The following is a 13,154-nucleotide window of genomic DNA, read 5'->3' on the forward strand; positions in this document are numbered from 1 at the left end:
CATTTTACTCCACAATCTCTCCTGTATATTTGTTGTAATTCACTGAGATGTATCCTACAGAGCCATTTCGATTTTTCGAGACGATGATGTCAAGAGTATTGTCTTGAGATTCCTTATCGTAATAGGCTTCGCGATATAAGAACAAAATCACATCGGCGTCTTGTTCAACGCTTCCTGATTCCCGAATATCTGACATCATTGGCCGTTTATCTGCTCGTGATTCGACCGATCGGTTTAGCTGTGCCAAGCAAATAACAGGGCATTTAAAATCCTTTGCCATTGTTTTGAGAGATTTGGAGATTTCTGTTACTTGTTGATGTGAATTACCACCGTAGATTTGTCCTGGTTGAATGAGTGTTAAATAATCAATAAAAAGAATCGGTTTTTTATTTGGATATTGATTCATCATTTTACGCGTTTTTGCTCTCATCTCCGCTACAGTTTGTCCAGAACCATCAAAAATTTGTATATGAGTTTCGTTAAGATGACCGATTACATTCGCCCAATTATTCTTCTGATTTTCACTTAGCAATCTTTTAGGATCGCGCATTTTTGAACGGTTAAAACCACCTGTTGATGCAATTAATCGCTTAGTAATTAGCTTTTCCGGCATTTCTAGGGAAAATATTAGTGGTAAATAGCCAGCCCACCCTGACATTTTTGCAAAATGAAGCATCACATCCGTTTTTCCCATCGATGGTCTTGCAGCAATAATCGCTACTTCGCCTTCCTGAAATCCTCCTGTCATCTCGTCAAGCTTATTAATACCAGTTGTTGCAGCTTGCAAAATAGTTTGTTCTTCCCAAGGTGCCTCATAAATAGTTAACAGTGCTTGTTGTAAGGAAGTATGATCGTCAACTTTGCTTTGGTTAATTCTATCCAACTCAGCAATAACCTTAGCAATCTCCCAATCATTATGAGCCGCAACTGATAAGATGTTTCTCTTTTCCCGCTCCTTCCAAGAATCGAGGATAAGTTTTTCCATTCCTTCAAATCTCTCTAGATCTGCAAAGGAAAGCAATTCCGCAAGATATGACATCCCACCAAAGTTTTCAAGGTCTGGTAAAGTTGTGAGTGAAATTAAGTCAATATTTTTCCCTTCACGATTCCATTCCACCATCCTTCGCATTAATTCTTGATGGCGAGTACTTGCTAATTGTTCAGGTTGAACGACCGTATCCTTTAGCAGGTAATCTGCCTTCATTAAACTACCTAAAAATGCTTTTTCAGCGATACTCATCTCTTCAAAACCCGTTACGATAAATTCAGCATGATTTAAACTCATAATAAATTCCTTCCTTAATTTTTTTCACACTTTATATACGAAAAAAAGTCGTCAGAGTAGCATATTTTTTGTAAATATATTGTAAAATTTTTCTATGGTTAGTCAAAACAATAATGCGATGGACTATTAAAAAATACTTACACAAAGTTTAACAATTTTTTCATTCAATAACGAAAAAATAGGATAATTTTCTCAATATAGAATCCAACTAATCTAATAAAATAAACTTTATACTAAAAAAATAAATAGATAAAACTATAAATAAATTGCAAAATACGACAAAATTACACAAAGTTTTTTAGTAAAATTGTAGATATCGTTTAATATTAGTAAAATAATCGTAAACTTTGTAAAATGAACATTAGAAAAGTTACATGTAAAGGTATTATTGGGGGAAATGTTATGAGGAACACTGCAGCACAAACGATTGAACAAAGGCACGACTATCACACTGTTAAGTGGTATAAAAATTGGAAGCTTATCACAAGCGGTATCGGTATTATTTTTATACTTATTGTGATTGGATTGACTTACTATCAGGCAAATCATTTTAATGCCAAGATTACGATTAATAACGTAAATGTTGGTCACTTAACCGTTGAAGAGGCATTAAAGCAATTACAATCATCCGTTTTGACTAACGAAGTTTATATCGGAAATGAACTAATTTTCGATGGCAAAGATACAAAGATGGAATTTACAGAAGATGATCTACCAGCAATCAAAAAGCATTTAAAAAGCCAGTGGACATTTTTCCCTTCATTTAAATCAAAAAACTATTTCTTAATGCCAAAAACCAAAGACAAATATCGTAGCGAAACACTTAAAGAAGAATTTGAACAAAAACTCATTTCAATGAATCAGCAATTAAAAGCACCAAAAGATGCACAAGCCATTTTGAAAGATGGAAAAATAATCATTTCAGAGAGTAGAGATGGCACTCAATACGATGTTACTACTCTATTAAATAATTATGATAAACAGGAATATATCAGCGAGATTCATCTCGACTCTTCATTTATTCTTCCGATTAAGGAAGACAGCGAGATTGTAAAAAATCAAGAAAAAAAGCTTCAGCAGCTTCTACAGGGTACTGTTGAGTATAAGGTACAAGATCAGGTGTATTCTTTAAAAGCAAGTGAGCTCATAAAAAATGCCACAGTCTCGAAAGATTTGGACGTATCCATTGATCCTGCGAATATCACAAATAAAATAACTGAAATCGATAACTCTCAATCCACATTAGGTAAACATTTCACCTTTAAAACCCATTCAGGGAAAGTCATTTCTGTTAAGGGTCAAGGCTACGGTTGGGCACTAGATGTTGAAAAAGAAGCAGCCCTTGTTAAAAGTGCTTTCGAAAATGGAGAAAAAGCGTTATCTGCAACTAATATTATCGGAAATGGTTGGAGTAATGAGGGCTATGGCTATAACACGCTCACAAACAACGGCATTGGCGATACTTATGCTGAAGTGTCGATTAAAGAACAGCGGATTTGGCTTTATAAGGATGGAAAACTTATTCTATCAACACATGTGGTTACTGGTAAGCATAGTACGCAGCAAGATACTCTTCCTGGAGTATGGTATATTCTCTATAAAAGAAGTCCATACACTCTAACTGGTAGCACTGCGGGTAATCCTAATTACTCAATAGAAGTTGACTATTGGGCTCCTTTCACAAACAGCGGGCAAGGATTTCACGACGCAGGCTGGCGAAATAACTGGTCAAGCAACGCTTATCTGACAGCAGGCTCCGGTGGGTGCGTGAATGTCCCTCCTAACGTTATGAAAGAGGTTTATAATAATCTCGAAACTTATGAGCCGGTTGTTGTTTATTAGAAAAACTAATGAGAATTTTTTACGGTAAATAGCCAGTATCTTTGATTTCTAAGTAATCATAGATACTGGCTATGTTTGTGTAAAATTATTTAAGTAATACCTCAGCCAACAAATGATAGGTTCGTACTTTATCCTCAAAATTAAACGTATTGTTAATAATCATAAATTCATCTGTTTGATAGTAATCGCTTAGTCTTTGTATTTCCTCTCTTACCTTCTGAGGAGTTCCTACAATCATCCTTTTTCTATTTTCCATGATCTTTTCTTTATCTCTAGGTGAAAGCTTCTTTTGTTTTGGTGATGGAATTCTTGTATCTAGTCCTCTTTCAACGGCTAAAAGCCATAAATCTTGACTCACGGCGATTTCTTCTGCTTTTTCTTGTGTATCAGAACATACAACAAAAATACATACATTCGCTTTCGGGCTTGATTGTGTTTTTGATGGCTGAAAATTCCTTCTATAAGTTTCCATAGCATATAAACCGTTTGTGGGATGAATGAAATGGCCAAATGTAAATGATGTCCCCATTTCTCCTGCCAATCTGGCTCCACGATGTGTTACACCTAATAACCACATTTCAGGAAATGTTTGAATGCTTGGATAGGCTTTGACATTGTGAATTGGTTGAGAACTTGAGTTAGTGTCGAATAAATAGTCTTGAAGGTCTGAAACCTGTCTCGGAAACTCATTCATACTTTTTCTTATCCCGTCTGTTAATGCTAAACGAGTTATTGTTGATCCGCCTGGTGATCGGCCTATCCCAACATCAATTCGATTTGGAAACAGCGTTTCTAACATTTTAAAGTTTTCTGCGACTTTATATGGACTATATTGTGGAAGAAGTACACCTCCTGAGCCGATACGTATCTTTTTTGTATTTGAAGCAATTTGTGACATAAGTATCTCTGGAGAGGTCCCAACCATTCCATTTGAGTTATGATGTTCAGCTACCCAAAACCTTGTATAGCCTAATTCCTCTGTAATTTTTGCTAACTCAATCGTATTTTGAAGAGCATTAATAGCAGTTTGCCCTTCACTAATAACAGATTGATCGAGAACGCTGAGTTTCATTTCTTACACCGCTTTTCTTAAATCGTGTTGAGTAATTAGTTTATATGACATTTTTATAGTTCTCAATTATCTTGCCTTTTCTACATACAATAAAATTTTATTTTTTTAAGATATAAATATTTTCATGATTGAATTGCTCATTTATTTCCATTTTGATATATTAGTAGAATAAATATACCAACTTTTTTATAAATATTGAAAGAGTGATGTCATTGAAGAAATATTCTGTTTTACTGTTTCTTGTGTTAGCTAATTTATTTTGGGCAGGTAATTATGTATTTGGTCAATACTTAGTTGCTGAAATGACTCCTTTGCAAATGACGTTTTTCCGATGGTTAATCGCTGTTTTTCTCCTTGTACCTTTAGCACATTTTATCGAGCGGCCAAATTGGAAAAGTGTTTGGAAGGAGTGGAAAACTCTCCTTGTGTTAGCTGTACTTGGAATCATAAGTTATAACTTTCTATTATACGAAGCTTTACAGTATACCACTTCACTAAATGCGGCTTTAGTCAATTCTATTAATCCAGCTGTTATCGTCTTATTTTCAGTGTTATTTCTTAAAGAAAAAATTCAGCTTAAAAATATGATTGGATTAATGATTTCATTATTAGGTGTACTTCTAGTGTTAACCAAAGGACAGTTACATCTAATTTTCCATAATAACTATAATCAGGGCGATATCCTAATGATCTTTGCTATTATCGTTTGGACAATTTATTCTATAATCGGGAGAAAAACAAAAAATATTCCCCCTATCGCTGCTACCTCTGTTTCAGTTATATTTGCGTTAATAATGCTGCTTCCAATGATTGCGGTTAACGGAAGTGATTTTAATTTAAATCTAAGTCATCAAGCACTAATCGGAATTTTGTATATGGGAATGTTCCCTTCTGTTTGTTCTTTTATATTTTGGAATATCTCATTAAGACATATTGATGCTAGTAAGGCCGGAATTTATTTGAATTTAATCACAGTTTTTACAGCAATCATAGGTTTAATTCTTGGCAAAAGCATTTCAGTTGTTCAAGTTGTTGGTGGTGTTTTGGTGTTTATGGGGGTTTATTTAACAAGTATGAAAGTGAAGGCTAGGAAAGGAAAAGTGGAACAGATTCCCGGGGAAACTTTTAAAATATAGGAAAAAATAGAAAAAAACACTCACAAGCATTCATAATTCAATCTTTGTGAGTGCTTTTTTACATTTTAGAAAGCTTAATCCATTCCCAATTTAAATTTAGCACGATACATTGCAGCGTCAGCATGATTTATGAGATCCTCTACCGTTTCTCCATCTTCTTTCGAAAATGCGGCACCTATGCTTGCCATAATAGAAATTGGATGCCCCATGATGATGATTGGTTCGGAAATGACAAACTCAATTCGGTTCATTAGCGACGTTATTTCTTCTCTTGTTTCTATATTCATTTGAAGAACCGTGAATTCATCTCCACCCCAGCGAGCAACAATGCCTTCGTCTCCAACAGCAACTCTCATCCTTTTAGCTACTTCAATCAGAAGTTGATCTCCAACGTCATGTCCAAACGTGTCATTTACGTATTTAAACCCATTCAAGTCAAGTAGCATTAGAGCGTGATGTTTGTCTTTTACTTCCTCTAGTAGCTGCCCTACTTGTTCCTTAAAATAACGTCGATTTGGCAGATCTGTTACAGTGTCGTGGTTGGCTAAATACGTTATTTTCTCTTCTGCTTCTTTACGCTCTGTAATATCACGCCCGACCCCAATCGTTTGAATGATCTTTCCAGATTGATCACGAATAAACTCAGCTGTTGTTTCAAACCATCGATATTCACCATTCTTATGTCGGACTCTACCAGTAAATCGAACTGTATCTTGATCTATAACCAATGACTTGCGATGCTTATGAAAATTATCATTAGTATCTGGAGGGTTAAAAGATGCTCCTGGTTTTCCAATCACCTCTTCTTGAGTATAGCCAAGTAATGCCTTAACGGTTGGGGAAATATATGTAAATATGCCGTCAGCAGACATAGAAGATATAATGTTTTGAGACTTTTCCGATATTAATGTGAAGATTTCTTGAATATCTGATATTTCATTTTTTAATCCAATTTGCTCCGATATATCTTCAAATCTAATCAAACTTCCCATTTCCTTCTCGTCACTAATAAGCGGAACAATTGTCACCTTTACATATACAACGTGACCGTTTCGATGTTGAATTGCTAGTTTTGCTTGGTCCTTCAAGCCTTCCTCTGAATAATCATCGCTAACACCGGCTGTAAGAAATAACTGCTGTAATGATTTTTGCTCCAACTCTTTTTTGGTATATCCAAAAATAGTTGATATTGAGGTATTTCCGTATAAAATAGAACCATCAACATCAACAAGACATATACCATCTGGATGATGATCAAAAAGAAGCGGAATTGCACCAGGTTGTTCGAGTATATTTCGTTGTAACATGATTGAATGATCCACCTTTAATTTTACATAGTCTTCCACTATTAACTATCTATGCAAACGTTAATATATTCTATTATTATATTTGTTTGTTATGATCTATAGCAAAGGAATTTATTTCTATAAATAACATCATTCTAATCTCTACCATTAAATTTAACCCTCTATATAAACGACAAAAAACCGTACAGTCAATACTGTGCGGTTTCATTCAGGTTTGACTATCAATATTGTTTTGAAACACTAAGAGATTAAATGACTTTTACCCCACCATCTCCTGGTTTCTGAACATCATTTGATTGAGAAAGATAGCTATGCTTTTCTCGAATCATTAATACAGATACAGCTGCAATTAGACCAGGAATAGCTAGAGCTAAAAAGTTCACTTGTATAGCCATTCCCCATGAAACGATAAATCCAGCTATAACAGGGCCGAAGATGGCACCTAATCTTCCTAAGCCAAAGGCAAACCCCATTCCAGTTGATCTCATAGACGGAGGATAAAAAAGAGAAACATATGCATTTCCAACGTTTTGTCCTCCATAAAATCCTATTCCTGCAAGTGCGACAAGAATGATGACTGCATAAAAATTTGTCGTCATACTTAATAAAGAGATTGATAGAAAGGCAATGAGATATAATCCTACTAGCGTAGGTCTGTACCCAATTCTGTCAGCAATCACACCAGCTATATTACTTCCAAAAAGAGCACCTATATTTAACGTGAGTAAAAACAACAACCCTGAACCGAGTCCGAATCCTGCGTTAATCATTAATTGCGGTAGCCAAGTGCCTAAGCCAAATATCATATACATATTCATAAAAAATACAACCCAGATAAAAATGGTGCTTAGCGTTCTATTTTCACTGAATAACGATTTAATAGAAGACTTTTTCTCTTCATCATTTCCATCAAAGGTTACATTATTTGTTAAATTGAAAGTAGGATTTAATTTATGCAGAATACGTTTTAGTTCATCTATTTTATTATTTTTAACTAAGCTATTTGCCGATTCTGGTAAAGATTTTAGTAAGAAAGGAACAATTACTAATGGGGCGCCGCCAATAAAGTATAAAACCCGCCAACCTACTTCACCTAATAGCCACATCGTCATTCCTGCTGCTAATATTCCTCCTACTTGCATACCTGAGAAAATAGCAGCTACCATAATCGCTCTATTCTTTCGTGGAGAATATTCTGTAGTAAGTGCCACAACATTAGGCATGACTCCACCTAAACCTAAGCCAGCAATAAACCGAAAGAAACCAAATGTGTAGATACTATTAGAAAAACCAGATAAAATACTTCCAACACTAAATAAAATAGTACAAATGATAATCACTTTTTTTCGGCCGATTTTATCTGCCATAAACCCAAATGATAGGGCTCCAACAGCAGCACCAACAAGCGCACAGCTTCCAATTAACCCCGCTTGTGCTGGATCCATTTTTAATGCTTCAAATAGGACTGGCAAAGTTGCTCCATATATGACCATATCATATCCATCAAAAGACATAATGATGAAAAGTAAGAGAAACATATAAAGATGAAATTTACTAAATTTACTTTTAGCAATTATTTCATAACCGTTCATAACGGACATAGTGATCCTCCTTTAATTAAGCAATCTGTTTATAAATGCTATTTATTTTCTATTAAATTTTTCATCAACTTGTATGAAGTACAATTGGTCAACAGGTTGCTAAGTATAAAAAGTTAGTGCTTTACTTCCTGTCTGATATTAGATAATAATCCCTAGTTTATCGATGGCATTTTTATAATAGAGTTTCTCTTTTTCATCATCTGTAAGTGGGACATTTGCAAGAAACTCCATCATATCTGGAAGCGACTCATACGGATAATCACTGCCAAACAATATATTGTCTATACCCAGAACATTTTTTGTGCAAGCAAAAGCTTCTTTACACATATTCCCACTAGTCGTTACCATAATATTGTTTTTAAAATAGTAGCTTGCTTCTTCCTTACATTTGATTTGCGGATTAGGAAGAAAATTTAATCGATTATCCATTCGTTCTAGCAGAAACGGAATCCCTTCCCCAAGATGACCTAGTACAACTTTTAAATTTGGTAATTCGTCAAAAAGACCTGAAACAATCATTTTCGTGATGGTAATCATCGTATCTAATGTAAAACCTAGACCTGGTCCAGCTACGGTAAAGCCATATCCATCAGTTCTGCCTCCATTTGGCAGCTGCGGATGTAAATATACATAAACACCAAGCTCCACTGCTTTCCTGAAAATTGGACGGTACAGTTCTTCATCAGGAGACGTTTCACCATAATTAGAATGAGTGTGCCAGCAAACAAATCCATATTCCTTCACACATCTTTCTAATTCAGTACAGGCCGCTACAGGATCTTTTACCGGTAAAACGGCACTTCCTAAATATTGAGTTGGATAGTTTTTGATAACTTCTGCTAGGGCATCATTTGCCTTTTGGCATAGGAAAATGCTCTCTTCTATATCAAGTTGCTCTAGCCCTGGTGAGCTGCTTAATACTGCCATATCTATTCCTTGTTCTTTCATTAGCTGGCTCCGCTTTTCTGCTACCTCTAATAGCTGAGGTAATAATATATTCTGCGGCATTGTTATTCCTTCCGACCAAGTTAGGACCTTGCTTGTTGGATCATATAATGGAGGTTGGTTCCTTTTTATTAAAGCATCAATAAAGCTTTGGTCATAAAAGTGATTCTCAAAATCTATTTTTCTCATCATTTTGCTCTCCTTTAATAAAAATGTAATCTACTTATTGATGTAAGCCCTTTCAATATAATATATAGCCATTGATTATTTTGAAGAAAGGTGTCATATTATGATTTCTTTTTCGCTTTATGTGAAAAGTAAAACGCACAAACTGCATAAGCCAACATAACTCCTACTATTCCTAACATCCATACTAGTTCACCCATCCATTCTCACCTTTTTCTGAACCTTCTTATCTACTAGAAAACCCACAATACTTGAGATTCCACAAATAATACAGATGATCACAGCCGTTTCTATCGTCGCTTCTACTAATAGCATGTTCTTCCCTCCTATTTAGGCAGTTTGCTCATCCAGCTTTTGACGCTCATGTTCTTGCATTTCTTTCTCCATTCTAAAAAAGCCAGGCTTTCCTTCCATAAAATAATGAAGAGCAGTACCCAAAACAATTGCCATAATGAATGTCACAACTGCGTTCTGTAAAAATTGTAAGTGAAGAACTTTAGGTAGAGCAGAAAATGACCATAGTAGGTTGATTACCCATGTAACCCCAAGAGTAATTCCCGCTGCTTTTGTGCTTCTTTTCCAGAACAGAGCATAAATAACAACCCAAAATACAGGAACAAGCCAACCAAACAACCACGTTACACCATTAATGATTTGTGGCAATGTAAAAGCGACAGCAACGGATATGATTCCTAAGATCACAATCATGATACGAGCTAATTTAGTCGTCCTCTCTTCACTTAAATGAGGTTCATATAATCTTCCATATATATCTTTCACAAAAATTGTGGCTGGGGCCATTGCATTCATAGCAAAAGTAGAGAGTAATGCACCAAGGAAACTAGCTAACAACCAAGCTACTAACCATTCAGGCAAAAGTGTTACTAAAAGCATCGGTCCACCCATTTTGGGCCCATATGCAGCAAATTCTGGGATCGATTTTGCTGCTAATCCAACAAGAACGGCAAACACCCCAAACATTCCATTTATCGGTGCAGCAATCCATAGTGTCTTTTTTACTACTTTTTCACTTTTAGCCGACATCGCTGTTTGTAATGCCATTTGACTGATTCCTTGAGCAAATGGAACCGCTATCATATTTGCTAATGCGAAAGTAAACCATATAGACGGATTTCCCATTATATTGACCATGAATTCTTGACCTTGAGTCAGTGTATGATAGTCAGAAACCTCCTTCCACCCTTCTCCTGGTAAGGCAAATGTGAGATAAATAGCTGCAACAATTACCCCCAGATACATTACAATTGTATTGACTAGATTGACCCAACCAATTTCCTTCATTCCAGCAATGATTACGTATAATATCCCTAGGACAGCTCCTAATACCATCCCTTGACGAATCGACCAACCTGTCATGGCTGAAAAAGCAATACCGATCGTTTGAGTTTCCATTGAAAGCAATCCAAAAATAGAACCAGCCATCACACAAGCAACGGCAATCCTCAGTCTTTTTCCTAAGAGCAATTCAATTAGCTCTGGGACAGTCGAAATTTGCAATCTTCTTACCCATCTTCCAGTAGCTAAACAAATCACACATATTAATGCAACATGAGCAAACGAAAACCACATACTCGCCATTCCGATATTCCATGCCATCTCCATCAATCCAAATACATGAGCTGATCCTAAAACAGTTAAAGCGAATGTCACCCCAACGATTGCAGTTGGCAAATCCCGGTTTGATAGTAAAAAGGAATCCTTTTCTTTTTTCGAAACACGAGCTAAATACAATCCAATCCCAACTACTGAAAGTATTTCATATAAAAGAACAACAACTAATACTGTATAGTTCATTATCATTCCTCCAAATCGTACGAATGACGATCCTCTTCACCCAATGTAATGGTGGTCACAATGAATGCCTCTTAGACAACTAACGATGATGAGTCATACTAAGAGGCAATTGAAATCATTGTACCTTCTGTATTATTGGTTCATATTTGATGGTATTTTAAGACCTAACATACTCCTTGCTTCATCTGGAGTAGCAATTTCCTTTCCAATTTCAGCTACTGTTCTTTTTGTTCTTTCTACAAACTCTACATTCGATTTCGCTAATCGCCCTTTAGCATAAAAAATATTATCCTCCATACCAACGCGTAAGTGTCCTCCTAATGCTAATGTCGCATAAAGAATTGGTAAATGTCCCTTCCCAATCCCAAACGCACTCCACGTCGATCCTTCAGGAATTAAGCTTTTTAAGAACACTAAATTCTCTACTGTTGCCGCCATTCCACCAGCAGCACCTAACACAAATTGAAAATGTAGGGGTGCCTTTAAAATTCCTTTTTTAAAATAATAGAGGGCATTATAAACCATTCCTGCATCAAAAATTTCAATTTCCGGCTTTACTTCATGTTCTTGCATGGTTTGCCCGAGTTTTTCTAAAAACTTAGGGCTATTTTCAAAAACAGTTGAGTGCTGCCAATTCATTGAACCACAATCAAACGATGCCATTTCGGGTTTTAACTCAACAAAAGGCTTTATTCGAACATCGTCCATTAAGCCGATCCCACCAGATGTGGTCAAATTCAGCACGATATCACAACGTTCACGAATCAGCTTTACTGTTTTTTCAAACTTTTCAAAGCTCATCGATGCGTTTCCTTCATCGTCTCGAACATGAATATGTGCAATCGAAGCTCCTGCTTGATAACAAGCATAAACTTCATCTGCGATTTCCTCAGGCTGTAAAGGAACATATGGTGTTTCTTTTTTTGTTGGCCAAGCTCCAGTAGGCGCTACGGTTAAAATGACTTTTGACTCAAACTCTCCCAATTTCTCTTCCCCACCTTTTATAGAAAATTTTTATTAAAGAGCTCCGAATGGATAAACACGCTCTGGAGCATCATTTACATCATCTTCATCAATTTCTGCCACACAGCGCACCATTGACCCATCACCTAACCACCAACGAATTGGGAAGGCCATGAATTTAAAGCGTTTGCCTACAACTTTATCTAGGTCACCACCAAGGTTTTCGATCCCAACGATACCGTTTCCTAACATGAGTTTATGACACGGTTCCCAAGTTCCTTCTAAGCCATGTTCTTCAAGTTTGCCAAAGGCTTGCATATATTTTTCTTTTCCAAATGTTTCGATGTACGTTTCTTTGTTAAATTCAGCAAATGCCTCCATTCCAAATTGCTCAATGTATTCTTCTGTTATGGTTCTTCCCGAATAGCCATCAAGATTCATTGCAAGTGAACCTCCGTTTTTGCCCATAGTTGTATGAAGAGGATGATCAAGAGCTTGCATATCCATTGCCACACATTTTGGTTGATATTTTTCAAACCATTCTCCAGCTTCTCTTCCAGTACCACAGGAATAATGATAGTATTCCTTGCTTTCATCAAATTTTAGGTGCATCCCTGTTCGCAAACAAACTACCATTCCTTTAAGTTCTTCTGGTTTAATATTTGCTCGTTTGCATGCATCATCAAGATGTGATGCTTTGATTAGACCCCAACGCTCTACCTGAATATCAAGACAAACAGCATCTCCATAATAAGCATCTAAAGGCATTTCATGGGTATAACGTGCACGTCTTCCGTCAAACTCGTATTCCATCACATGACGCGGGGCATCTGCATGTGTACCACAATGCATGACAACATCTATTTTTTGAGTAAGTACTCCACTTTTTGAAAGGTTATGCATCGTGTCAATTTTTGGCTTTGCAAAGTACGGCCATACCGGAATATCTGCATGAAAAGGATGACTTAAATCAACTAATACTTTTTTACCCATTGTAAATTC

General features: G+C 36.1%; 11 protein-coding genes. 2 read left to right on the forward strand and 9 right to left on the reverse strand.

Annotated elements, in window-relative coordinates; all coding sequences use genetic code 11:
- Positions 1–4 precede the first annotated feature (4 nt).
- Positions 5–1,285: a replicative DNA helicase gene (locus tag D9842_RS07985; protein ID WP_257536010.1), complete on the reverse strand. Its 1,281-nt coding sequence runs from the start codon at positions 1,283–1,285 to the stop codon at positions 5–7.
- 402 nt (positions 1,286–1,687) lie between these two features.
- On the opposite strand from D9842_RS07985, the gene D9842_RS07990 reads away from it, so the two are divergent.
- On the forward strand, positions 1,688–3,127 hold the full coding sequence (locus tag D9842_RS07990; protein WP_373995097.1) for a L,D-transpeptidase: 1,440 nt from the start codon (positions 1,688–1,690) through the stop codon (positions 3,125–3,127).
- Positions 3,128–3,212: 85 nt separating this feature from the next.
- Here D9842_RS07990 and D9842_RS07995 read toward each other — a convergent pair whose 3' ends face one another.
- Complete coding sequence (locus tag D9842_RS07995) at positions 3,213–4,199, reverse strand: LLM class flavin-dependent oxidoreductase (RefSeq protein ID WP_121662073.1); 987 nt, start codon at positions 4,197–4,199, stop codon at positions 3,213–3,215.
- Between the two features lie 206 nt (positions 4,200–4,405).
- On the opposite strand from D9842_RS07995, the gene D9842_RS08000 reads away from it, so the two are divergent.
- Positions 4,406–5,335, forward strand: a complete 930-nt coding sequence (locus tag D9842_RS08000) for a DMT family transporter (RefSeq protein WP_162987360.1) — start codon at positions 4,406–4,408, stop codon at positions 5,333–5,335.
- A 74-nt stretch (positions 5,336–5,409) separates the two neighbouring features.
- Here D9842_RS08000 and D9842_RS08005 read toward each other — a convergent pair whose 3' ends face one another.
- The 7 genes from D9842_RS08005 to D9842_RS08030 form a co-directional block, all read right to left on the reverse strand.
- Positions 5,410–6,642 (reverse strand): sensor domain-containing protein, encoded by a 1,233-nt coding sequence (locus D9842_RS08005; protein WP_121662075.1) that lies wholly within the window; start codon positions 6,640–6,642, stop codon positions 5,410–5,412.
- 248 nt (positions 6,643–6,890) lie between these two features.
- Positions 6,891–8,243 (reverse strand): MFS transporter, encoded by a 1,353-nt coding sequence (locus D9842_RS08010; RefSeq protein WP_121662076.1) that lies wholly within the window; start codon positions 8,241–8,243, stop codon positions 6,891–6,893.
- A 138-nt stretch (positions 8,244–8,381) separates the two neighbouring features.
- On the reverse strand, positions 8,382–9,380 hold the full coding sequence (locus D9842_RS08015) for an amidohydrolase family protein (protein WP_218975604.1): 999 nt from the start codon (positions 9,378–9,380) through the stop codon (positions 8,382–8,384).
- A gap of 186 nt (positions 9,381–9,566) precedes the next feature.
- Positions 9,567–9,689, reverse strand: coding sequence for a hypothetical protein (locus tag D9842_RS26285; protein ID WP_257536011.1), 123 nt, complete (start codon positions 9,687–9,689; stop codon positions 9,567–9,569).
- Positions 9,690–9,704: 15 nt separating this feature from the next.
- Entirely contained in the window at positions 9,705–11,189 is a 1,485-nt protein-coding gene (locus D9842_RS08020; RefSeq protein ID WP_121662078.1) for a sodium:solute symporter family protein, read from the reverse strand.
- A gap of 132 nt (positions 11,190–11,321) precedes the next feature.
- A complete protein-coding gene (locus tag D9842_RS08025; protein WP_121662079.1) occupies positions 11,322–12,173 on the reverse strand; it encodes a beta-keto acid cleavage family enzyme in 852 nt (283 codons plus the stop codon).
- Between the two features lie 33 nt (positions 12,174–12,206).
- On the reverse strand, positions 12,207–13,145 hold the full coding sequence (locus tag D9842_RS08030) for a cyclase family protein (protein ID WP_121662080.1): 939 nt from the start codon (positions 13,143–13,145) through the stop codon (positions 12,207–12,209).
- Between the last annotated feature and the right edge of the window lie 9 nt (positions 13,146–13,154).

The sequence above is a fragment of the Metabacillus litoralis genome (assembly GCF_003667825.1).
GTDB lineage: Bacteria > Bacillota > Bacilli > Bacillales > Bacillaceae > Metabacillus > Metabacillus litoralis_B.